26 protein-coding genes and 1 riboswitch are annotated in these 22622 nt (G+C 67.9%); of the genes, 10 read left to right on the top strand and 16 right to left on the bottom strand.

Annotated elements, in window-relative coordinates:
- Positions 1–58: 58 nt before the first annotated feature.
- Complete coding sequence (gene glnX / locus AU192_RS22810) at positions 59–1378, bottom strand: protein kinase G-activating protein GlnX (RefSeq protein ID WP_064399792.1); 1320 nt, start codon at positions 1376–1378, stop codon at positions 59–61.
- Positions 1379–1489: 111 nt separating this feature from the next.
- On the opposite strand from glnX, the gene AU192_RS22805 reads away from it, so the two are divergent.
- Positions 1490–1990: an NUDIX hydrolase gene (locus AU192_RS22805; RefSeq protein WP_064399791.1), complete on the top strand. Its 501-nt coding sequence runs from the start codon at positions 1490–1492 to the stop codon at positions 1988–1990.
- Here AU192_RS22805 and thiE read toward each other — a convergent pair.
- Positions 1974–2645 (bottom strand): thiamine phosphate synthase, encoded by a 672-nt coding sequence (gene thiE, locus AU192_RS22800; RefSeq protein WP_064399790.1) that lies wholly within the window; start codon positions 2643–2645, stop codon positions 1974–1976. The genes AU192_RS22805 and thiE overlap by 17 nt on opposite strands.
- Positions 2646–2796: 151 nt before the next feature.
- Between thiE and thiO the strand changes: the two genes are divergently transcribed.
- The 6 genes from thiO (at position 2797) to AU192_RS22770 (ending at position 8669) form a co-directional block, all read left to right on the top strand.
- Positions 2797–3810 carry a glycine oxidase ThiO gene (gene thiO, locus AU192_RS22795; protein WP_064399867.1) on the top strand — a complete coding sequence of 338 codons (1014 nt, stop codon included), beginning with the start codon at positions 2797–2799 and terminating at the stop codon, positions 3808–3810.
- Positions 3811–3884: 74 nt separating this feature from the next.
- Entirely contained in the window at positions 3885–4082 is a 198-nt protein-coding gene (gene thiS, locus AU192_RS22790) for a sulfur carrier protein ThiS (RefSeq protein ID WP_064399789.1), read from the top strand.
- Positions 4075–4866 carry a thiazole synthase gene (gene thiG, locus AU192_RS22785; RefSeq protein ID WP_064399788.1) on the top strand — a complete coding sequence of 264 codons (792 nt, stop codon included), beginning with the start codon at positions 4075–4077 and terminating at the stop codon, positions 4864–4866. Before thiS ends, thiG begins: the two co-directional genes overlap by 8 nt.
- Complete coding sequence (locus AU192_RS22780) at positions 4863–5636, top strand: SGNH/GDSL hydrolase family protein (RefSeq protein WP_064399787.1); 774 nt, start codon at positions 4863–4865, stop codon at positions 5634–5636. Before thiG ends, AU192_RS22780 begins: the two co-directional genes overlap by 4 nt.
- Positions 5637–5664: 28 nt before the next feature.
- Positions 5665–7200, top strand: a complete 1536-nt coding sequence (locus tag AU192_RS22775) for a M28 family metallopeptidase (RefSeq protein WP_064399786.1) — start codon at positions 5665–5667, stop codon at positions 7198–7200.
- Entirely contained in the window at positions 7197–8669 is a 1473-nt protein-coding gene (locus AU192_RS22770) for a M28 family peptidase (RefSeq protein WP_064399785.1), read from the top strand. The genes AU192_RS22775 and AU192_RS22770 overlap by 4 nt, the downstream gene beginning before the upstream one ends.
- Here AU192_RS22770 and AU192_RS22765 read toward each other — a convergent pair.
- From AU192_RS22765 to AU192_RS22750, 4 genes are read right to left on the bottom strand one after another with little or no spacing between them, the layout of a single operon-like run.
- Positions 8623–9912, bottom strand: a complete 1290-nt coding sequence (locus AU192_RS22765; RefSeq protein ID WP_064399784.1) for a uracil-xanthine permease family protein — start codon at positions 9910–9912, stop codon at positions 8623–8625. The two genes, AU192_RS22770 and AU192_RS22765, sit on opposite strands and share 47 nt — an antisense overlap.
- Positions 9909–11129, bottom strand: coding sequence for an APC family permease (locus tag AU192_RS22760; RefSeq protein WP_120275781.1), 1221 nt, complete (start codon positions 11127–11129; stop codon positions 9909–9911). Before AU192_RS22760 ends, AU192_RS22765 begins: the two co-directional genes overlap by 4 nt.
- Positions 11130–11143: 14 nt before the next feature.
- Positions 11144–11485 (bottom strand): hypothetical protein, encoded by a 342-nt coding sequence (locus AU192_RS22755; protein WP_064399783.1) that lies wholly within the window; start codon positions 11483–11485, stop codon positions 11144–11146.
- A gap of 13 nt (positions 11486–11498) precedes the next feature.
- Positions 11499–11723: a hypothetical protein gene (locus AU192_RS22750; protein WP_064399782.1), complete on the bottom strand. Its 225-nt coding sequence runs from the start codon at positions 11721–11723 to the stop codon at positions 11499–11501.
- Between the two features lie 104 nt (positions 11724–11827).
- Between AU192_RS22750 and AU192_RS22745 the strand changes: the two genes are divergently transcribed.
- Positions 11828–13069 carry a TetR/AcrR family transcriptional regulator gene (locus AU192_RS22745; protein ID WP_064399865.1) on the top strand — a complete coding sequence of 414 codons (1242 nt, stop codon included), beginning with the start codon at positions 11828–11830 and terminating at the stop codon, positions 13067–13069.
- On the opposite strand, the gene AU192_RS22740 is transcribed toward AU192_RS22745, so the two are convergent.
- From AU192_RS22740 to AU192_RS22695, 10 genes are all read right to left on the bottom strand, one after another.
- The gene (locus tag AU192_RS22740; RefSeq protein WP_064399781.1) at positions 13036–13314 is read right to left on the bottom strand and encodes a hypothetical protein; all 279 of its coding nucleotides are present in this window, start codon (positions 13312–13314) and stop codon (positions 13036–13038) included. The genes AU192_RS22745 and AU192_RS22740 overlap by 34 nt on opposite strands.
- Positions 13315–13333: 19 nt before the next feature.
- Entirely contained in the window at positions 13334–14821 is a 1488-nt protein-coding gene (locus tag AU192_RS22735) for a flavin-containing monooxygenase (protein WP_064399780.1), read from the bottom strand.
- Positions 14822–14863: 42 nt separating this feature from the next.
- Positions 14864–15625, bottom strand: a complete 762-nt coding sequence (locus tag AU192_RS22730) for a DUF4190 domain-containing protein (RefSeq protein ID WP_064399779.1) — start codon at positions 15623–15625, stop codon at positions 14864–14866.
- Positions 15626–15653: 28 nt separating this feature from the next.
- Complete coding sequence (locus tag AU192_RS22725; RefSeq protein ID WP_064399778.1) at positions 15654–16103, bottom strand: septum formation family protein; 450 nt, start codon at positions 16101–16103, stop codon at positions 15654–15656.
- A complete protein-coding gene (locus AU192_RS22720; protein ID WP_064399777.1) occupies positions 16093–16716 on the bottom strand; it encodes an alpha/beta hydrolase family protein in 624 nt (207 codons plus the stop codon). The genes AU192_RS22725 and AU192_RS22720 overlap by 11 nt, the downstream gene beginning before the upstream one ends.
- Positions 16713–17549, bottom strand: coding sequence for a bifunctional hydroxymethylpyrimidine kinase/phosphomethylpyrimidine kinase (gene thiD, locus AU192_RS22715; RefSeq protein WP_064399776.1), 837 nt, complete (start codon positions 17547–17549; stop codon positions 16713–16715). Before thiD ends, AU192_RS22720 begins: the two co-directional genes overlap by 4 nt.
- Positions 17546–19189 (bottom strand): phosphomethylpyrimidine synthase ThiC, encoded by a 1644-nt coding sequence (gene thiC, locus AU192_RS22710; protein WP_064399775.1) that lies wholly within the window; start codon positions 19187–19189, stop codon positions 17546–17548. The genes thiD and thiC overlap by 4 nt, the downstream gene beginning before the upstream one ends.
- A riboswitch (TPP riboswitch) is annotated at positions 19183–19291 on the bottom strand. (Overlaps the previous gene by 7 nt.)
- Before the next feature lie 73 nt (positions 19292–19364).
- Positions 19365–20180 carry an exodeoxyribonuclease III gene (locus tag AU192_RS22705; RefSeq protein ID WP_064399774.1) on the bottom strand — a complete coding sequence of 272 codons (816 nt, stop codon included), beginning with the start codon at positions 20178–20180 and terminating at the stop codon, positions 19365–19367.
- A gap of 3 nt (positions 20181–20183) precedes the next feature.
- On the bottom strand, positions 20184–21077 hold the full coding sequence (locus AU192_RS22700) for an N-acetylglutamate synthase, CG3035 family (protein ID WP_064399773.1): 894 nt from the start codon (positions 21075–21077) through the stop codon (positions 20184–20186).
- Positions 21078–21079: 2 nt separating this feature from the next.
- Positions 21080–21673 carry a peptide deformylase gene (locus tag AU192_RS22695; protein ID WP_064399772.1) on the bottom strand — a complete coding sequence of 198 codons (594 nt, stop codon included), beginning with the start codon at positions 21671–21673 and terminating at the stop codon, positions 21080–21082.
- Between the two features lie 137 nt (positions 21674–21810).
- On the opposite strand from AU192_RS22695, the gene AU192_RS22690 reads away from it, so the two are divergent.
- Together AU192_RS22690 and AU192_RS22685 are read left to right on the top strand one after the other, a co-directional pair.
- Positions 21811–22119 carry a nucleoid-associated protein NapA gene (locus AU192_RS22690; RefSeq protein ID WP_064351385.1) on the top strand — a complete coding sequence of 103 codons (309 nt, stop codon included), beginning with the start codon at positions 21811–21813 and terminating at the stop codon, positions 22117–22119.
- Positions 22120–22159: 40 nt separating this feature from the next.
- The gene (locus AU192_RS22685; protein ID WP_064399771.1) at positions 22160–22618 is read left to right on the top strand and encodes a LytR C-terminal domain-containing protein; all 459 of its coding nucleotides are present in this window, start codon (positions 22160–22162) and stop codon (positions 22616–22618) included.
- Positions 22619–22622: the final 4 nt, after the last annotated feature.

Below are 22622 nucleotides of genomic sequence, written 5' to 3'. Positions count from 1 at the left end.
GGCTGTCTGTTCTTCGCGCAAGCGTCCCCCTGCGCTTCGCACGGGCGGTACCCCCACATCACCGGTACTCACTCAGCCTCGGCCACAACCCCAGCGCCACCGCGACCGCCGCGACGACGCTGAGTACCGCGGCGCCGACGGTCGCACCCGACAGCACCCGGTGTGCGTTGATGATGTCGTCGCGGAGTTGCTTACGGCTCTCTTCGATGCCCTGGCTCAACGCCTCGTCGAGCTTGTTGAACGCCGGCGTCGAGTCGTCTGCCCCGGTGCCCAGCGCCACCTGCGTGGCGGCCTGATAGTTGCCGACGCTGATGTAGGCGTTGATCCGGTCGTCGGCGGCGCGCCAGCGCTTCAACAACTGCTCGGCCTCGGCGAGGTCGGTCTTGTCGATGGCGTCCTCACGGGCCAGGTAATCGGCAAGCTGCTGCTGCATCATGTCGATGCGCTGGTAGTACGACTGTTTACGCACCGTCTCGTCGCCGCGCCGGATCAGCGACAGCGTCTCGTCGGCGCGGGCCTGCTGCGCAGTGATAGCCAGGTTCGTCACCGTCTTCAACGACTCGGCGGCCGTGTCCTTGGCGCTGCGGCTGTCGGAGGTCGAGATGACCAGGGCCGTGCCCACCCAGATCAGCATGGTCAGAACGGCGAGACCGCCCGCGACGAAGCCGATGTTGATCCGCCTGCGCGTGCGCCTGGCCAGCCAACGGTTGGCGAACACCCCGAACAGCAGGGTCGCCAGGACCACCAGGATCACCGGGCCGGGGATCCGGGTGGACGCGCTGGTCTCGGCGTCCACTCGCTGTGAGGTCTCCTCGTAGAGCCGTTGGGCCCCGGGCAGGATCTGCGTCTGCATCAACGCCGACGCTTCCGACAGGTACGACGAACCCACCGGGTTGCCCGAACGGTTGTTGGTACGGGCGGTCTCGACCAAGCCCGTGTACACCGACAACTCCGCGTTGATGCGGCCGAGCAACTGCACTAGATCCTCGTCGGTCAGCCCGCTCGACGCCCGAGTCACGGCCACCGACGCGTCCGTGATCGCCTGTTCGTACCGTTGCCGGACGTCGCGCGGTTCCGCTCCGGCGATGAAGGCGGTGGCCGCCGCTGCGTCGGCCACCGAGAGCGTGGTGTAGAGCTGCCCGGCGGCAAAGGACAGCGGCTCGGTGTGGTTGAGCACCGTCATCAGCGCCTGCTGCCGGTCGTTGATCGTCGTCGAGGTGGCGAACGCGCTGGCGATGACGAGCGCGGACAGCACGACCCCGATGGTCAAGATGCGGCCGGGCGTGGTCCACAGGAACCACCAGCGTTGTTGTGCGGGCGTCGACGGCGACCGCGAAGCGAGCGGCTCCGTCGACGGGTGCGCCAACTCCACAGTCACGTGCGCGCGGACCTCATCAGCATCGCTTTCCAGCTCGTCGTTTCGACCGGTCCCACTCTATGAAAGAAGTCTAAGAGTTTCCGGCAGGCAGGGCGGCCCTATTGTTGAGGCGTGCGTGGCGACGGTGACGGATGGGTGGTTTCCCAAGGCCAGGCCTACTGGGGTAGGTACGGCGCGGCCGGTCTGCTGCTGCGGGCCCCCGGGCGCGACGGCGCGCCGATGGTGCTGCTCCAACACCGGGCGGCCTGGAGCCACCAGGGCGACACCTGGGGTCTGCCCGGTGGCGCGCGCGACAGCCACGAGACCCCGGAGCAGGCGGCCATCCGGGAGGCCCACGAGGAAGCGGGGCTGCCCGCCGAGCAGTTGACCGTGCGCAAGGTGGTGGAGACCAAGATCGTCACCGGCGACGGGGTCAGCTGGAGCTACAGCACGGTCATCGCCGACGCCCAGGAAATGCTGCACACCGTGCCGAACCGGGAGAGCGCCGAGTTGCGCTGGGTGGCCGTCGACGACGTCGCGACGCTGCCCCTGCACCCTGGATTCGCCGCCAGCTGGCAGCGGTTGCGCGACGAGTTCGCCTCGATTCCGCTCCTGGTCAACCGGCAGCTCTGAGCGCGGCCTTCAACTGTGCGGCCGCGGCCCGCGGGTCCTCGGCCGCGGTGATCGCCCGCACCACGACGACGCGCCGCGCGCCGGCCGCCAGCACCTGCGGCACCCGGTCGGCGTCGATTCCCCCGATCGCGAACCACGGCTTGTCGCTGTTCAATTCGGCGGTGTGCCGGACCAGGTCCAGCCCGGGCGCCGGGCGGCCCGGCTTGGTCGGGGTGGGCCAGCACGGGCCGACGCAGAAATAGTCGACGGCCTCGTCGACCGCCGCCGCGACCTGGTCCGCGTCGTGGGTGGAGCGCCCGATCACCGGCGTCTCACCGACGATGCCGCGCGCCACCTCCAGCGGAAGGTCGTCCTGGCCCAGATGAAGCACGTCGGTGCCGGCGGCCAGCGCGATGTCGGCGCGGTCGTTGACGGCCAGCAGCGCGTTGTGGCGGCGGGCCGCGTCGGCGAGTACCTCGAGAGCCTCGAGTTCCTGACGCGCCTCCAAGGGGCCGAACCGCTGTTCGCCCGGCGAACCCTTGTCGCGCAGTTGGATGAGGTCGACCCCGCCGGCCAGCGCGGCGTCGGAGAACTCCGCGAGGTCACCGCGCTCGCGCCGGGCGTCGGTGCACAGGTACAGCGACGCGCTGGCCAGGCGTTCTCGAGGTTGGTGCACACCGCGACGCTAGCGGCTCGTCGTTGGGGGCCTAACCAGCGGGTACTGTGGGTTGACGAACGCGGGAGTCCCGGGAGCGGGGACTGAGAGTGGGCATTCGAACCTGCCTTTACCGTCGCACCTGATCCGGGTCATGCCGGCGAAGGGAGGGATGTTGACCAAAGCAAGCCTGGCCGTGATCGGCGGCGGCGTCATCGGGCTGGCCGTCGCCCGGCGCGCCCGCAGCGACGGCTGGGACGTGCGGGTGCACCGCACCGACGAGCGCGGTGCGTCGTGGGTCGCGGGCGGCATGCTCGCACCCCACAGCGAGGGCTGGCCCGGCGAGGAGAAGCTGTTGCAGCTCGGCCTGGAGTCGTTGCACCTGTGGCACGGCGGCTTCCTCGACGGGCTGCCCGACGAGGTGGTCACCGCGCGCGAATCACTGGTGGTCGCCGTCGACCGCGCCGATGCGAGCGACCTCAAAACGGTGGGCGAGTGGCTTGCGGCTCAAGGGCATCCGGTGACGGTGACGACGTCGGCGCGCGACATAGAACCGCTGCTCGCCCAGGGCATCCGGCACGGATTCCAAGCCGAAACCGAACTGGCCGTTGACAACCGGCTGCTGGTGCGAGCGTTGGCCGCGCTGTGTGAAGGGCTCGGCGTGCAGTGGGCACCCCCCGTGTCCGACCTCGCCGAGGTGAAGGCCGACGCCGTCGTGATCGCGAACGGTATCGACGCCCCGACGCTGTGGCCCGACCTGCCGATCCGGCCGGTCAAGGGTGAGGTGTTGCGGTTGCGGTGGCGCCGCGGTTGCATGCCGGTGCCCCAGCGGGTCATTCGGGCCAGGGTGCACGGCAGGCAGGTATACCTGGTGCCGCGGGCCGACGGGGTCGTCGTCGGTGCGACGCAATACGAACACGGCCGCGACACCGCGCCCGCGGTGACGGGGGTGCGGGAACTGCTCGATGACGCCTGCGCGGTGATGCCCTCGCTGGGCGAGTACGAGCTCGCCGAATGCGCTGCGGGCCTGCGGCCGATGACGCCGGATGGATTACCGCTCGTCGAACGTCTCGACGAGCGCACACTGGTCGCGGCGGGCCACGGGCGCAACGGATTTCTTCTCGCCCCATGGACGGCCGAACGGATCGCGGCCGAACTCGATGTCACGATTGGAGCAATCAAATGACGCGCACGCGAGGAGCAATCAAATGACGCGCACGCGAGGAGCAATCAAATGACGCGCACGCGAGGAGCAATGAAATGAAGGTACTGGTCAACGACGAAGCGGTGGAAGTGGACGCCTCGACGACGGTCGCCGCGCTGCTGGCGCGTCTGGGCTTCCCGGAGAAGGGCATCGCCGTCGCGGTGGACTGGTCGGTGCTGCCGAAATCGGACTGGGACACCGCGCTGTCGGACGGTGCTCGCGTGGAGGTGGTGACGGCGGTGCAGGGTGGCTAGCCCCGAAACCCTTCACGCGAGCGGAGCATCGGTCACGAAGTTGACCATCGCCGGCCGCGAGTTCGGTTCGCGGCTCATCCTCGGCACCGGAGGCGCAGCCAATCTCACCGTGCTCGAAGAAGCGCTTGTCGCATCGGGCACCGAGCTCACGACGGTGGCGATGCGGCGCGTCGACGCCGACGGCGGCACCGGGGTGCTTGAGCTGCTCAACCGGCTGGGTATCACCCCCTTGCCGAACACCGCGGGCTGCCGAGGCGCGGCCGAGGCGGTGATGACGGCGCAACTTGCCCGCGAGGCGTTGCACACCGACTGGGTGAAGCTGGAAGTCATCGCCGACGAGCGCACGCTGCTGCCCGATGCCGTCGAACTGGTAAGGGCAGCCGAACAATTGGTCGACGACGGTTTCACGGTCCTGCCGTACACCAACGACGATCCGGTGCTCGCGCGACGGCTCGAGGACATCGGGTGCGCGGCGGTGATGCCGCTGGGATCGCCGATCGGAACGGGACTGGGAATCGCCAACCCGCACAACATCGAGATGATCGTCGACGCCGCTTCGGTGCCGGTGGTGCTCGATGCGGGTATCGGCACCGCCAGTGACGCCGCGATGGCGATGGAGTTGGGGTGCGACGCCGTGCTTTTGGCCACGGCCGTGACCCGCGCCGCCGACCCGCCGACCATGGCGGCGGCGATGGCCGCTGCGGTCACCGCGGGACGGCTGGCTCGACAGGCAGGCCGCATCCCGAAGCGGTTCTGGGCGCAGGCGTCCAGCCCATCTCGATGAGACGCTATGTCGCACTGGGCAGTTCGATGGCGGCCGGTCCAGGGATCAGACCCCGCGCCGACGGCGCACCCTGGCCCGCCGGTCGCTCGGCGCGCAACTATCCGCATCTGGTAGCCGCGAAGCTGGGCCTCGACCTCGTCGACGTGACCTACTCGGGCGCGACCACCGCGAACATCCTGCGCGAACCGCAACACGGTGCGCCGCCCCAGATCTCGGCTCTTACCGGATCCGAGAACCTGGTGACGGTGACCATCGGCGGCAACGACGTCGGTTATGTGCCGATGCTGTTCGCGGCGGGCCTGCCACGCGTTGCCCGCAAGCTCCCGCTACTGGGTACGGTCTTACGCGGACAGCTGGATCCGCGGGCGCGCGATGACGCGCTGGCGCAGGTCGCTGCGGCCCTCGAGGAGGTCGGCGAGACGGTGCGTTCCCGCTCACCTCGCGCGACGGTGCTGTTCGTCGACTACCTCACGCTGCTACCACCGCCGGGTGTGCTCGCACCACCGTTGTCCGAAACCGACGCGGCGACCGGCCGCCACGTCGCCGACACGCTGGCGCGGCTGACCGCGGAGGCGGCCGCGGCCACCGGCTGCGGCCTCGTGCGGGCCGCCGAGCACAGCCGCCCGCATCATGCGTGGTCGGTCGAACCGTGGACCACCCGGTTCGGGCTGACCGACTTGATGAGACCGGGAAGGCCCGCACCCCTGCACCCCAATGCGGCGGGCATGCGCGCCGTGGCGGATCTGATCGTCGCGCAGCTGACGGGTTAGCGCCCGCGCGACGCTAACGTAGTGGGCAATGAGCCACACAAAGGTTTCCAAGCTATCGAAGACAACGAAGACGATCGCCCTCATCTCAGCCGGCGTCGTCGCACTCGGGGGCTGCGGCCGTGACGAGGAGCCCCAACCGGTGGTGCAGCCGCCCACCACGCAGGCGGGGGTGTCGCCGGCCGCCGTGGACTTCGCCAGGTCGCTCGCGCAGCGCACCTCCGCCGACGCCATCTACCAGCATCTGGTCCGGCTGCAGGAGATCGCCGACAACAACGACGGCAACCGTGCCCTTGGCACCGCTGGCTACGATGCCAGCGTCGACTACGTCGCTAACACCCTGCGCGACAAGGGATTCGACGTGCAGACACCGGAGTTCGAGGTGCGGCTGCCGTTCGCCGACGAACCCGCGCTGACCGTCGGCGGCGACGCGGTCAAGGCCAGACCGTTGAACTTCACGATCGGCACACCGCCGGGTGGGGTGTCGGGCCCGCTGGTGCTCGCCCGCGTGGAGGACTCCCCGGGGTGCACGGTCTCCGACTACGACGGCTTGCCCGTCGAGGGCGCCGTCGTGCTCGTCGACCGTGGCAAGTGCCAGTTCTCCGAGAAGGAGGAGGCGGCCGCCGAACGCGGCGCGGTCGCTCTGATCGTCGCCAACAGCGAGGACAACGACGAGATGGGCGGCACCCTCGGCGAGGACACGGAGGCGACCATCCCGGTCGTCAGCATCACCAAGGCGGAGGGCGATCGGCTACGGGCCGAACCGGGAGACGTCACCCTCAAGCTGAATGCGGGTGTGCGCAAGGAGCGGACCCGCAACGTCATCGCCCAGACCCGAACGGGCGACACCGCAAACGTCGTGATGGCCGGTGCACATCTGGACAGCGTCCCGGAGGGGCCGGGCATCAACGACAACGCGTCCGGTGTGGCGGCCGTGCTGGAGTCCGCAGTGCAGTTGGGCGGTTCCCCCGATGTCCAGAACGCGGTACGGTTCGGTTTCTGGGGCGCGGAGGAGGTCGGGTTGTTCGGATCGAACAACTATCTGGAGTCGCTGGATGTCGATGCCCTCAAGGACATCTCGCTCTATCTGAACTTCGACATGGTGGGCTCTCCGAACCCCGGCTACTTCACCTATGACGGGAATCAGTCCCTGCCGCCCGGCGAGGAGGGCGCGATCGCCCGGGTGCCGGAAGGGGCCGCGGGCGTGGAACGCACGCTGGTGGACTACCTCGACGCGGCCGGAAAACCGGCCGAGGACACCAGCTTCGACGGTCGCTCCGACTACGACGCATTCACTCTGGCCGGCATCCCGGCCGGTGGCACCTTCTCGGGCGCCGAGGCCAAGATGACGCCCGAGCAAGCCGAGCGGTGGGGTGGTGAGGCGAATCAGCCGTTCGACCCCAACTACCACAAGGAATCGGACACCCTGGAGCACCTCGACCGCACCGCACTCGGTATTCACGGGGCGGGCGTGTCCTACGCCGTCGGTATCTACGCCCAGGACCAGGGCGGGCCCAACGGAATCCCCACGCGCGATCTGCGCGTCCGTCATCCGCTCGCGTCATGAAGAGGTGGGCGGCGGGCGCGGGAGCCGCGGTCGGAGTCGTCATTGGGGTCGTCGCAGCAATGACCTCGTGCTCGTCGCCGGAGCCGGCGCCGCCGTCGCCACAGGAGATTGCGGACAAGGTCACCGCCGACGCGATGTACACCCATCTGCAGAAACTGCAGCAGATCGCCGACACCAACGGCGGCAACCGCGCCAACGGCAAGCCCGGATACGACGCCACCGTCGACTACGTCGCACAGTTCCTGCGCGACAAGGGATTCGACGTCCAAACCCCTGAGTTCGAACTGCTCGACCGCAGTGTGGGCGGCAATCCGTCGATGCGGGTGAGCGGGCGCGAATATCCCGTCGACCAGGCCTCACTTCTGATCACCACGCCGCGCGGCGGGCTGAATGCCGTGACGCTTCGGCCCGCGAAGCCCGCCGGTTGCCGGACCGCCGACTACGACGGCACGTCGGTGCGGGGCGCGATCGCCATCGTCGACGACACGGGCTGCTCGGTGGTCGCCAAACAGAACGCGGCCGTCTCGGAGGGCGCCGTGGGCCTGCTCGTCGTCAGCTCGCCCGGCGGCAGCGGGAGCCCGACGGGCCTGTTCACGCCCGGCTACTACCAGGACCTGACCGTTCCAGTCGGGGTCATCGGCCGCGAAGCCGACGCCGCCCTGCGGCGAACCTCGGCGCCGGTACGCCTCGTGCTCGACCGCAAGCCGGTCATGAAGAAGACCCGAAACCTCGTGGCGCAGACCAAGACCGGGGACGCCCGTAACGTCGTGCTGGCGGGTGCGCACCTGGACAGTTCGGCAGCCAGCCCTGGAGTGAACGACGACGGGACGGGTATCGCGGCGCTGCTGGAAACCGCTGCGGCACTGGGTCCGCAGCCGCCGGTCGCCAACGCCGTGCGCTTCGTATTCTGGGCCTCCGAGGAGAACGGGCTGGCCGGACCGACCAGGTATGTGCAGGGACTCTCGCCCGACGAACTCCGCGACATCGCGCTGTATCTGGGCTTCGACATGCTCGGTTCGCCGAATGCCGGCTACTTCACCTACGACGGTGACCAGTCCGCTACGCCCAACCCGGCGATCCCCGCGCGGTCGGTGCCCGCGGGTTCGGCCGGTATCGAGCGGATGCTGGCCGGCTATCTGAACACGGCGGGGGTGCGGCCCGCGGACATGCCGCTGAGCGAATTCACCGACTACTACCCGTTTCTCGCTGCCGGAGTGCCGGTCGGCGGCCTGACAGCCGGTTCGTCACAACGTAAGAGCGAGATACAGGCTCGGCTTTGGGGCGGGCGGGCAGGTGCCCCGTTCGACCCGAACTACCGCACCAAGCGCGACACCGTGGAGAACGTCAACCGCGACGCGCTGTCGGTCCTGGGACCTGCGGTCACCTACGCCGTGGCGACCTACGCGCGGTCGGTCGACGGCGTCAACGGTGTTCCGCCCCGGGACCAACGGCAGCGGGCCGCTCGCTAGCCTGCCGGAATCCCAACAGCCGCATGCCGTGATAGACCGCCAGGGCCGCTATCGAGCCCAGCGCGATTCCGGTGAAGGTCAAGGTGCCTGCGTGCCAGGTGAAGTCGGCGATGCCGATGATCAGCGGGATGGCCGCGGTCATCTGATTGACCGGCCGGGAGAAGTCGACGCGGTTGGTCAGCCAGATCCGGACTCCCAGCACCCCGACCAAGCCGTAGAGCACCACGGTCGCCCCACCGAGCACGCCGGCGGGTATCGCCGAGATCGCCGCGCCGACCTTCGGACACAGCGAGAGCAGGATCGCCACGGCGCCCGCAACCCAATACGCCGCAGTGGAATACACCCGCGTCGCCGCCATCACGCCGATGTTCTCCGCGTATGTGGTGGTCGCAGAGCCGCCACCGAAACCGGCCAGCGTGGTGGCCACACCGTCGGCGGCCAGTGCCCGGCCCGTCACCGGGTCGACATCGGTGCCGGTCATCTGGCCGACCGATTTCACGTGCCCGATGTTCTCGGCGACCAGGGCGATCACCGCGGGCAGAAACATCGGCAACACCGCGACGGTGAACGTCGGCGCCTGGAACTCCGGCAGCCCGAGCCACGGAGCGGCGGCGATCGGTGCGGTGTCGATCTCACCGAGCACCAGGGCGAGCAGGTACCCCACGAGGACGGCCAGGAAGATGGCCAGCCGGCCGATGATGCCGCGGAAGAACGCCAGCGTCGCCACCAGAAGCACCAGCGTGACGAGCCCGACCACCGGACCCTGTTCGAAGTTCGCCTTGGCCGAGGGCGCCAGGTTGAAGCCGATCAACGCGACGATCGCCCCGGTGACCACCGGGGGAAGCGCCACGTCGAGCCAGTGCGTGCCGACCAGGTGGACCAGGCCGCCGATCGTCACCAGCGCGAGGCCGACCGCCACGAGTCCGCCGAGGGCGCTTCCGGTTCCGTGCGAGGCGACGGCCGCGGTGACCGGTGCGATCACCGAGAAGCTCGAACCCAGGTAGCTGGGCAGCCGATTGCCGGTGATGAGCAGGAACAGCACCGTCCCGACGCCCGAGAACAACAGCGTCGTCGCCGGTGGGAAGCCGGTGAGGACCGGAACCAGGAAGGTGGCGCCGAACATGGCCACGACGTGCTGAGCGCCGAGCCCGATCGTCCGACCCCAGCCGAGACGTTCATCGGGTGCGACGACGAAGTCATCGCCGGGGTCGGCGTCGACGCGCTTCCAGCTCAGCTCGATCACGGTCTAAGACGGTAAGCCAGCGCACCCCCGAGCACCACGCAAGCGCCGGCCAGGACCGAAGGCCCCGGAAGCAGCAACGCCAGCACCACACAACCCGCCAGCCCGACCGCCGGGACCGTCCGGCGACCGAGGGTCCAGGCCGACGCGTTGGCGATGGCGTAGTAGACGAGGACGGTGAACGACGAGAAGCCGATCGCGGTGCGGACGTCCACGGTGGCGGCGAGCGCGGCCACGGCGAGGCCGACGACGACCTCGGCGCGGTGTGGGCTGCCGAATCTCGGGTGCACGCGGGACAGCGTGTGCGGCAGGTGGCGATCGCGCGCCATCGCCAGCGTCGTGCGCGACACCCCGAGGATGAGCGCCAGCAGTGACCCGAGGGCGGCCACCGCGGCACCGACCCGCACGACGGGCTCCAGTGCTGGGAAGCCGGCCGAGGTCACCGCGTCGGCAAGCGGTGCCGCTGCTGAAGCCGTTGCCGCGCTGCCTAACTCGGCGACAACGGCGGCGGCGACAAGGGTATACACCACGAGCGTGATGGCCAGAGCCAGCGGTATCGCGCGGGGGATGGTGCGGGTGGGGTCGCGGACCTCTTCGCCAAGTGTCGCGATCCGTGCATACCCCGCGAACGCGAAGAACAACAATCCGGCGGCCTGCAGCACGCCGACGACGGAGACGTCGGCGCCGGCCGACAGGCGGGCCAACTCGACCTCCCCGAAACCGAGGACGGTGACCACCACGGTGCCCAGCACCGCCAGAACCAGGGCGACGATGACGCGGGTCAGCAGCGCCGACTTACGGATGCCCGCGTAGTTCAGTGCGGTCAGTGCGGCGACCGCCCCGACCGCGACGCCACGGGCCGCTTCGGGCCACACGTAGTAGCCGACGGTGAGCGCCATCGCCGCGCACGATGCGGTCTTGCCGACGATGAAACTCCACCCCGCGGTGTAACCCCAGAACCGGCCGAGCCGCTCACGCCCGTAGACGTAGGTGCCGCCGGACTCGGGGTACCGCGCGGCCAGCCAGGCCGACGAGGTGGCGTTGCAGTAGGCCACGGCGGCGGCGACCGCCAACCCGATCAGCAGTCCCGAACCGGCCGCCGCGGCGGCGGGCCCGACGGCGACGAAGATGCCCGCGCCCAGCATCGAACCCAGCCCGATGACGACCGCGTCGAAGGTGCCGAGCCGGCGGGGCAGCGCAGGACCGGCCGGCGTGCTCACGCCGGAATGCTAGATCAGGCGTTGTTGTGGTGCGGATGCAACGACTCGCGGGCGGAGGTCGTCGCCGAGGCGACGAGCGCCACGAGCAGGCCGGCACCGCCGAGTAGCGCCAGCGGTACCGTCCACAGCCGTCGCATCAGCAGCGCCGACTCGCACTGCTCGACGTAGTTCGAGTCGCCGCCGGCCGCGGCCGCCTGGGTCAGGTCGCTGAGATATCCGGTCCCACATCTGACCTGCCAGCCGTACTGGTCGTAGCTGTCCAGGAAGACCGGGAAGTTCAGCGCTAGCAAGGCGACGCCCAGTACGACGGCGGCGATGATCCCGGTCCACGCGAGACGGTGGTGGTGGTCGGACAATGTGTTCCCCCGTTCATGTCATACACACGTCTGCAAACAGCAGCACCGGCCATGAGGCGATCGACCCCAGATAAGAAACGACCAGATCGGCGCCGGTCATGCCGTGCAGGTGGTCGGTGTGGGTGGTGGACCAGAACACGCCGACCAGCAGGTACGGCGTGCCGAGGACGAGCGCCACCACGATCAACTCACCGATCGTGACCTGAAAGCCCAGAAGCCTGCGGAGCGCGCCGAACACACCATTATGTTAATCGTCATTCTATGTCGTCGGGCAAGTTCGAACCGATACCGACGGTGGTCCTGGACCGGTATGGCGGGGGTCGGTCCGATATCGTGTCTGCCATGTCGCGCACTCGGCCGGCGAGCGGTGACGCGGTCCGGCGCCGGCCGAAAGACCGAAAAGCCCAGATCGCCCGGGCATCCGCCGAGGCGTTCAGCACCTTGGGCTTCTACGGCGTGAGCATGGAATCGATCGCATCACGGGTGGGCATCTCGGCGGCCGCTCTGTACCGGCACTACGCGAGCAAATACGACCTCTTCCGCGACGCCGTGCTCAATCTGGGGCAGCAGCTGGTTGATGCCACCGCGTTCATCGACGAGACCGATCTCGAGGACCCCGAACTGGAACTGCACCGGGTGGCCACGGCGCTCATCGATACCGCGATGGCGAACCGAGAGTCTGGCGGGTTGTATCGCTGGGAGGCGCGATATCTGCGCGGGGACGATCAAGCGTCCCTGATCGCGCAGATGCGCACCGTCAACCGCCGCATCCAGCGTCCGATCTGCGCCATGCGCCCGGATCTGACCTCCCACCAGCGGTGGACGTTGTCGATTGCGGTCCTGTCGGTCACCGGCAGCATCGTCGACCACCGGGCGAAGCTACCCGCCGGCCAGGTGCGGGTGCTGCTGTCGGATCTCGCGATAGCGCTGGCCGCCACCGAGTTGCCCCACGGCGACGACGTCGCCGAGCAGCCGGTCGCACCCGTTTCCACCGCCATCGAGCCGTCGCGATATGAAGCGCTGCTCAACGAGTCCATGCGCTTGTTCAACATCAAGGGATACCGCGACACGGGCATGGAAGACATCGCCGCGGCCGTCGGCATGCCCGCGTCAGGGATCTACCGGTACTTCGCGGGCAAGAGCGACATCCTGGCCGCCGTCTTCCGGCGGGCGGCCGACCGGCTCTCCGACGAGCTGACAGCGATCACCGCTGCCAACACCGACCCCGAGGACGCCCTCGCCGCGGTCATCGATGCCTACGTGGCCAGGTCGTTCGCACATCCCGAACTCGACTACGTCTACTACTCCGAGCGGCTGCACATGTCGCCGACGGATCAGAAGATCTTGCGAAACATGCAGCGCACCACCGTCGAATCGGTGGTGGAGTTGGTGGTCGCCGTGCGCCCCGATTGGACGCCGAGCCAGGCCAGGTTCGCCGTGCACGCGGCCATGGCGTTGGTGATCGACCTGGGCCGGTTGATGCGCTACGCGAATTCACCGAAGAACCGGGCGATTCTGCAGCGGCTGCTGGACGTGACTCTGTTGGGCCGCTACCGGTTACGTGCGACGTTGCCCGCCAAGTAGGCGAGGTAGCCGAGGGTGCCGAGGACGGCGAGTCTGCGGGTTTTGCGGGCCGCCAGCCCGAGCCCCAGCGCCGTCTCGATACCGCCGTTGACGTAGATGAACTGGCGGGTGTTGTGTGGGAACGCCTGCACCGTCACCGATTCGAACAGCTCCGGCTTGACGAAGTGGCTGAGCCCGACCCCGGCCAGGCCCAGGCCGGCCACCGTGGCCGCGCGTGAACCGCTGCTCGATTCCTGAAGTGACACAGCCGGTGTTCCTCTCTGCTCACGCAATCCGATAGTCGCTCAGAGGATACTGTGACGCCTCTTTGATGGCTCTACGGGTGGCCACCGGCTGCAGCAACGTGGCCTCGCCGTTGGGGTCGAAATAGTACGACCGCGAATCCGCGCAGTTGCCTGCCATGAACACCGAGTTGCCCATGAGCTTGGTCATGCGGTCGAGATAGCGAGCGTTGGCTTCCTCGGTGACCTCGAACGTCGTTGCGCCCCGGCGCTTCATCTCACCGAACAGCCGATCCATGTGGCGCATCTGGTATTCCACCGTGTTGAAGAAATTCAGCCCGAGGAAGGCATAGGGGCTCGCCATACTGAGATAGTTGGGGAAGTAGGGCACCGTGACGCCCTGATAAGCCTGAAACCTCGTGTCGCGCCACCACTTCCCTAGGTTGCGCCCTTTGCGGCCGATGATCTCGATCGCCGGGATGTTCGCCTCCCACAGATTGAAGCCCGTCGCCAGCACGAGCGTGTCGATCTGGGTCTTCGTTCCGTCGGCGGAGACGACGCCGTCGGGTTCGATGTGCTCGATCCCCGAACTTTGCAGGTGCACATTCGGTTTGGTGAACACCCGGTAGTAGCTGTTGGAGAACGTCGGGCGCTTGCAGCCGAAGTCATAGTCGGGGGTCAACTGCATCCGCAGCTCGCGATCGCGCACGGAGAAGAACCGATGCATCTTGGCCACGTCGGACGCCGCAACGTTCAGGCGCCGGAACAGGAGCTGTCGGTGTCGGAGTCCGACGAAAAGGAAAAACTCATAGATCACGTCGGTGACGGCCCGAAGTGCGCGCTGCGTCAAGGGAACCCGGGAGAACAGCCGCTTGACGGGCTTGGGGATGGGGAAGTCGAGTCTGGGTACCACCCACACCGGCGTGCGCTGGTAGACGGTCAGGTCGGCCGCTTTCTTGGCCAGTTCCGGAATCAGCTGCACCGCGGTCGCACCGGTGCCGATGACCGCCACCCGACGGCCATCGAGATCGTAGGTGTTGTCCCATGCGGTGGTGTGAATGATCCTGCCGGCGAAGCTTTCGATGCCCGGAATCTCGGGTGTGTTCGGTTGCGACAGGAACCCGGTGGCTGTGATCAGGTAGCGCGCCGACAGTGTCTCGCCACCGGCCAGCGTGACCCGCCACACCTCGTTTTCCTCATCCCAGCAGGCGCCTTCGACGAGCGTGTTGAACCGCATGTGCTTACGCACGTCGTACTTGTCGGCGACGTCAGCGGCGTACTGCTTGATCTCGTCACCGGTGGAGTACAGCCGCGACCAGTTCGGGTTGGGCTCGAAGTAATACGAGTAGGTGGTCGTCGGCACATCGACCGCCAACCCGGGGTAACGATTGACGTGCCAGGTGCCGCCCAGGTCGTCCTCGCGGTCGAGGATGACGAAGTCCTGATATCCCATCCGCTTGAGCTGGATGGCCGCGCCGATCCCCCCGAAACCCGCGCCGACGATCACGGCGTCGAGTAGTTCCGAAGTCATAGGAAAACGGTACCGCAGCGACCAGGCAGTATCGGGGAGGCGTCAGCGCTTTAGCGAGCCGGTTCGCGGCGGATCGAGCGTCGCAATGCAGGTCACGGCCCGGTCACCCTGCCCCCAGGTTTCGGCCGTGGGATAGAGCACATACAGCTGAACGGAACTGTCCGTCATCGCTTCCGGCGCGTAAGCGGCCAATTTGGGGCTGCACTTCTCGGCGTAGGCGTCGATTGCTGCCTGGCCGGGAAACGCGCCGTCGGGCATCTGGAGGACGGCGAAGACCTCACCGGCGTGGGCCTCGTCACATCCGATCGTCTTCACGGTCAGCACCCGGGTGTTGGCCGGGATGTCGGCCAGGCAGTCGCCCTCCTTGACGTCGGTCGCGGTCACCGTGCCGTTTCCGATGAGGAAGTACACCAGCAGGGCGACGACGGCCACTGCCGCCCACAGCGCCGACAGCACCAGGCCGGCGATCGCCAAGCCGCGGCCGCCCTGGCCCTCCCTGGCTTTTTTCAAGCCGACGATGCCGCAGACGACGCTGATCAGAACGCCGCCGAGCAGGCCGAAGACCAGCGAAACGATGGCCCACCAGTTCGTGGGGCGATCTTGGGGCGGCGCGTAATAGGACCCCTGTTGCGCGTACGGGGGCGGCGGCGGTGGCGGGTAGTTCGGCGGCGGCGGTGGCGGGTAGTTCGCTGGGGGTGGCGGCGGCGGGTACGCGGACCCCGGCGGCGGGTACGGATCGGGTGGCTGCCCGCCGTAGGACGGCGGTGGTCCGTACGGCGGGGGAGGACCCGGCGGCGTTGTCACGCGGCAACCGTATCGCGGTCACCGCCTTCTAGCTGCGGATCGAACCCCAGCGTTCGTTCTTGGCCATCGCGACGCAGACCACCGACCGTGCCCCCTCCGACCATGCCTGCGCACTCGGATAGCCGATCGCAAGCCGAAAGGTCGGCCCCTCGGGGATATTCGGCGCGTAGTCGAAGAACTTCCCACTGCACTGGTCGCCGATCCTTCTCAGGGCGTCCTCGCCGGGATAGTCCCGCGCATCGGGTGCGCGCAGGATCGCGAACACCTCCCCGAAGTGGGGACCGTCGCAGTCCACTCGCTTGACTTCCTGCGGCAGAACGTCGGACTCACGCGTGCGCACACAATCTCCGAGCCGTAGGTGGTCGGCGCGCACCGTGGTCGTCATGCGTGGTTCGACGATGTAGAACCAACCGATCGCCGCCAGGGCACCGATGCCGATCACGACAACCGCGACGATGACCCAGTGGCTAGGACGCACCCGTCAACCGTAATGCCGCATCGACCGCCAGCGTAGGCACATTGAGTGTCTTGGAGGCCAGATCGTGCCGGGCGCCGGTGATCTCGACGACCTCGGTGGGTGCGCCGATCAGGGTGGCTGCGGACCGGAGTTCGTCGATCGATCCGAACGGGTCGGCGGTGCCGTGCGTGAACACCGTCGGTACCGTGATGCGCGGAAGGTGTTCGGTGCGTACGCGTTCCGGCTTTCCCGGTGGATGGAGGGGATAGGAGAACAGTGTCAGAACGTCGATGTCGGCCGCGCGGTCGGCCACCGCCATCGATGTCATCCGCCCGCCGTATGAGTGCCCGCCCGCGATGACGGGGCCGTCGGCGAGTGTGCGGGCGATGTCGATGGCCTCGATCACTCCGGCCTGGTCGGCCTTGGCGGATCCGGACGGCGGGCCCTTCGGCCGGCGGCGCCGGTAGGGCAGGTTGTAGCGCACCGCAAGCCAACCGCGTCCGGCCCACTCGTCACAGAGCCTCTTGAGTAGCGGCGCTTCCCTGCTGCCCCCGGCGCCGTGGGTGAGTACGACGACACCGGCGGGGTCGGCATCGGGTTCGTGGGCGACACCGGCGATCGGTTCGAGGTTCACTCGGTGAGCCTGAACAGCGCCGACACCGGGCCGTGCCCCCGTCCCAACGGATAGGCGGCGCGCAGACATTCGGTGACCCAGCGTTTACCGAACGCGACCGCGTCGGGTACCGAATAGCCGTGTGCCAGCGCGCTGGCGATGGCTGCGGCCAACGTGTCACCGGCGCCGTGGTCGTGGCAGGTGTCGATGCGCGTGGCGTCGAATTCGTGGAACTCGGTGCCGTCGAACAGCAGATCGGGGCTCTGCGCCGACGCTCGCAGGTGGCCTCCCTTGACCAGCGCCCACTGCGGTCCGAGTGCGTGCAGCGCGCGGGCCGCCTCCCGCTGGGATGAGGGGTCGACGACCTCGATGTCGGTGAGCAGGCGTACCTCGTCGAGGTTCGGTGTCACCAATGTCGCCAGCGGGAACAGTTGTGCCCGCAGCGAATCCAGCGCACTGGGATGCAACAGGGGATCACCGTGCATGGAGGCGCACACGGGGTCGACGACCAAGGGCACCGAACCGGCCATGCCCTGTGCGCGCCAGGTTTCGGCGACGGTGTCGATGATCTCCGACGACGCCAGCATCCCCGTCTTGGCTGCCTGCACGCCGATGTCGGAGGCCACCGCTTCGATCTGCCCCGCGATGACATCGAGGGGGACCTCGTGAAAACCCTTGACCCCTACCGAATTCTGAACGGTTACGGCGGTGACCGCAACCAGGCTGTGCACTCCGAGCAGAGCGAACGTGCGCATGTCGGCCTGGATTCCCGCGCCTCCGCCGGAATCGGATCCGGCGATCGTCATCACCCGCACCGGGGTGGTACGGGGCGGCGGCAGTGGTAGGTAGCTCATGCCAGGGGCAGGTACACGCGGTTGCCGTGTTCGGCGAATTCGCGTGACTTCTCGGCCATTCCCATCTCCATCGCGGCTTCGATCGCCTCCTCGCTGTCGAGCCCGTGCTTGGCAGCATAGTCGCGAACGTCCTGCGTGATGCGCATCGAACAGAACTTCGGCCCGCACATCGAGCAGAAGTGTGCGGTCTTGGCCGGTTCGGCGGGCAGCGTCTCGTCGTGGAATGCGCGGGCGGTGTCGGGATCCAGCGACAGCGCGAACTGGTCGTGCCAGCGGAACTCGAAGCGCGCGCGGGACAGCGCGTCGTCGCGTTCCTGAGCGTGGGGGTGGCCCTTGGCGAGATCTGCGGCGTGCGCGGCGATCTTGTAGGCGATGACGCCATCCTTGACGTCTTTGCGGTCGGGTAGGCCGAGGTGTTCCTTCGGCGTCACGTAACAGAGCATCGCGGTGCCGGCCTGCGCGATGATCGCCGCGCCGATGGCGCTGGTGATGTGGTCATAGGCCGGTGCGATATCGGTTGCCAGCGGGCCCAGCGTGTAGAACGGCGCCTCCTCGCACCACTCCTCCTCGAGCCGGACGTTCTCGACGATCTTGTGCATCGGCACATGGCCGGGACCCTCGATCATCACTTGCACGCCATGCGATTTCGCGATCTTGGTGAGCTCGCCGAGCGTACGCAGCTCGGCGAACTGGGCGGCGTCGTTGGCGTCGGCGATCGAGCCGGGCCGCAGGCCGTCGCCGAGTGAGAACGTCACGTCGTAACGCTGCAGGATCTGGCACAGCTCGTCGAAGTGGGTGTACAGGAACGATTCCCGGTGGTGTGCCAGGCACCATGCGGCCATGATGGAACCGCCGCGACTGACGATTCCGGTGACACGCTTGGCCGTCAGCGGAACGTAGCGCAGTAGCACGCCGGCATGCACGGTCATGTAGTCCACGCCCTGTTCGCACTGTTCGATCACGGTGTCGCGGTATATTTCCCACGTCAGAGCGGCCGGGTCGCCGTTGACTTTCTCGAGGGCCTGGTAGATCGGAACCGTGCCGACCGGCACCGGGGAGTTGCGCAGGATCCACTCCCGAGTCATGTGGATGTCGCGGCCGGTGGACAGGTCCATGATGGTGTCGGCGCCCCACCGGGTGGCCCACACCATCTTGTCGACCTCTTCGGCGATCGAACTGGTCACAGCCGAATTGCCGATGTTGGCATTGACTTTCACCGCGAACGCCTTGCCGATGATCATCGGCTCAGTCTCGGGGTGATTGTGGTTCGCGGGTATGACGGCCCTGCCCGCCGCGACCTCGTCGCGGACCAGCTCGACAGGCACCCGCTCGCGGGCGGCAATGAACGCCATCTCGGCGGTGATCTCGCCGGCGCGGGCCCGCTGCAGCTGTGTTCCGCGGTCGCGCACGACGCCCGGGCGCGCAGGCAAGCCCGCCTGCAGATCGAGGGTCGCCGTTGGGTCGGTATACGGACCGGAGGTGTCGTAGAGGTCGAGGTGCTCGCCGTTGGTCAGGTGCACCCGGCGCAACGGGACCTTGGCGCCGGGCACGTCGTCGAGCTCTCGATACACCTTCGTGCTGCCCTGGATCGGGCCGGTGGTGACGGACGGATTGACAGGACTGTTCGCGACGTGCGTCATTCGAGCTATCTCCCTACGCCGGCATTACCCGGTCAGGTTCGTACGGTCGACGGGCCCACCCGTCCTCTCAGCGCGCTGGTGCGCGCTCCCGTGTGTGGACGCCTGCCACGCTAGCGCAGACGCGGAGGAATCGGGAAGGGGCGACGGGAGAATCGTCGAAAGTGGGCCGTCGCGGTCACCCCAGTTCGATCAACACCGGGGCGTGATCGCTGGGCGCTCCGATGCGGTCCTTGCCGCTCTTGCGTTCATCACGGACGATCTCGGCGTGGGTGACGCGTTCGGCGAGCGCGGGTGAGCCGAGGATGAAATCGATGCGCATGCCGCGGTTCTTCGGGAACCGCAGCTGTGTGTAGTCCCAATAGGTGTAGACCCCCGGTCCGGGAGTGAGCGGCCGCACCACATCGGCGAAACCCGCTTCCACCACCGCGTTGAACGCCTCGCGTTCTGGTGCGGTGACGTGGGTGCTGCCTTGGTAGAACTCGACGCTCCAGACGTCCTCGTCGGTCGGCGCGATGTTCCAGTCGCCGACGAGCGCGATCTGCGCGGCCGGGTCATCGGACAACCATTTCTGGGCCGTATTGCGGAGCGCGGCAAGCCATTCCAGCTTGTACGCGTAGTGCGGCGAGCCGACGAACCGGCCGTTCGGCACGTAAAGGCTCCACACCCGGACGCCGTTGCAGGTGGCGCCGAGGGCGCGGGCTTCGGCGGCCGCCTCCACGTCGGGCTTGTCGCTCCACGTCGGCTGGTCGTCGAAGCCCACCTGCACGTCCTCGATACCGATGCGGGACGCGATCGCCACGCCGTTCCACTGGTTGAAGCCGCAGTGGGTCACCTCGTAGCCGGCAGCCAGGAAGGGCATGACCGGGAATTGCTCGTCGTTGCACTTGGTCTCCTGCATCGCCAGCACGTCGACGTCGGCTCGCTCGAGCCAGTCGGTGACCCGTTCGACCCGAGCCCGAATCGAGTTGACGTTCCAGGTGGCGATCCGCATGGCTTACAGGCTACGAGCGTCGACATAGCGGCTGCGGTGCTGCGTCTGGAAACCCATCGACCTGTAGAGGCCGAGGGCCACCGCGTTGTCGACCAGCACCTGCGCGTAGCCGCCGGTCGCACCCCGCTGGGTCCCCCAACCCAACAGCGTCGAACACAGTGCGCGCGCCAGACCCTCACCGCGGGCCCGCTCGTCGACCCGCACCGCCGACAGCCCGACCCAGCGCCGGCCACCAGGGGCCGTCGTCACCGCGGCTCTGCCGACGGCCGCACCGGGGACCGTCGCGAATGCGACCTCACCGTCGATCACGGCGGTCAGCACGTCGACGGGCACGGCGCGGCGGTACAGATGCAGCCATGCGGCGTCGGGCGTCGCGGTCAGGGTCACGCGTTCGTCGACCACCGTATCGCTCAAATCGCTTGTCATGACCTCGGTCTCGAGGTGCGGCGGCTGTTCGATCGGGCGGAACAGCCGATCGGGTATGGAAAGCCACGGCGTCAGCCCCCGCTCGCCGTACCAGCTGATGATCGCCGGAATGGCCGTGGCGTCGGCGTCAAAGCCCAGCGGGACAGCGGAATTGCCGCGGTGCGTGTGGCCTTCCGCGGCGCGCAGCAGCCAGCCGCCCAGCCATTTCTGTTCGACACCCGGCCACGCCAACGCCGCCGCGTGTTCGACGTTGCGGATGTCGGCGGTGCGCACCGGTGCGGCGGGCAGCTCCTTGATGGCGACAACATCGTCGACATCGATTCGTACGACGCCCCCCCGTTTCGTCCGAATCTCCAGTGCCGCACAGCTGTCGACGACATGGCCGACCACGTCGGTCAGCGGCGGTGTGGAACCGGCCGGCCGCCGATAACGCACTGTCACGCGTGTGCCGATCGCGGGCAGCCCGGGCACGGTCAGTGACCGAACGGATCGGGGTCCTTACCGGGCATCCACGACAACCCCGGCACTCCCCAGCCGTGCGACTTCACCGCACGCTTGGCGCTGCGCGCATGCCTGCCCACCAAGCGGTCCAGGTAAAGGAAGCCGTCGAGGTGACCCGTCTCGTGCTGCAGCATCCGGGCGAACAGGTCGGTGCCCTCGAGGGTGATCGGATTGCCTTCTGCGTCCAGCCCCGTCACCCTGGCCCAGTCGGCCCGCCCCGTCGGGAACGACTCCCCGGGCACCGAAAGGCAGCCCTCGTCGTCGTCGTCCGGATCGGGCATGGTCTCGGGAACTTCGGAGGTCTCCAGCACCGGATTGACGACCACACCGCGGCGGCGGGTGATGCGACCGCGCACCTCGGCGCAGTCGTAGACGAACACCCGCTTGGAGACGCCGATCTGGTTCGCGGCCAAGCCAACCCCGTTCGCGGCGTCCATCGTGTCGAACAGGTCGGCGATCAAGTCCGCGAGATCGGCGGGCAGCGAACCGTCCTCGCCGACCGGCACCGGCTCGGTGGCTGTGTGCAGGACGGGATCTCCTACGATGCGGATCGGAACGACTGCCATGGTCGAAAATCTTAAGTCGGCAACCCTTGCTGGCCGACTCGCGGGCATGTCGAACCGCTCATCAGCCCATCACGTGGTTGAATGAGCGCCGAACCACAGCGATGTCATTCAAGTTGTCGGAAGGGTCCAAGAGCCAGATGGACGGCGCAATCGCGCGGACTGAACAATCCGGAGACAACTCTGAACTCTCCGACGGGCTGACTCGGCGCGAGCACGACATTCTCGCGTTCGAGCGGCAGTGGTGGAAATACGCGGGCTCCAAGGAAGACGCCATCAAGGAGTTGTTCTCCATGTCGGCCACCCGCTACTACCAGGTGCTGAACGCGCTCGTCGACCGACCTGAGGCGCTCGCCGCCGATCCGATGCTGGTCAAACGGTTGCGGCGACTCAGGGCCAGCAGGCAGAAGGCGCGGGCGGCACGCCGTCTCGGCTTCGACGTCACCTGAGTTCCCCGGGCCGCGGGGCCCGCTCGATAAGGTGGGCGCAATGAACCAGCGAGATTCGTCGGGGCTGCCCCTGCGCGCCATGGTGATGGTGCTGCTCTTCCTGGGCGTCGTTTTCCTTTTGGTGGCGTTTCAGGCGATGGGTTCCGACAGCGACGAGGAGGACGCGCCGCCGCTGGCGACCGCGACGACGACCACCGCGACCACGACGTCGGAGGCGCCGGCACCCGCCGATGCCGAGGTCCGGGTCTTCAACATCTCCACCGTCGCGGGCGCGGCCGAGGGTACCGCCGGACGGCTGCGCGAGGCCGGCTGGAACGTCACCGAGACCGGCAACCTCGAATTGGCGGACGTGGCGGCCACCACCGTGTACTTCAGCGACGCGCCCGGCGAGCAGGAGGCCGCAGAAGAGGTGGGACGTCTGCTCGAGGCGCCCGTCGAACCGCGATTGCCCGCACTCGCCGAACAACCGCCCGGCGTCATTGTGGTGGTCACCGGTTAGGCTC

The sequence above is a fragment of the Mycobacterium lehmannii genome (genome assembly GCF_001499925.1).
Classification (GTDB): domain Bacteria; phylum Actinomycetota; class Actinomycetes; order Mycobacteriales; family Mycobacteriaceae; genus Mycobacterium; species Mycobacterium lehmannii.
This window is presented reverse-complemented; position numbering and strand designations above follow the sequence as displayed.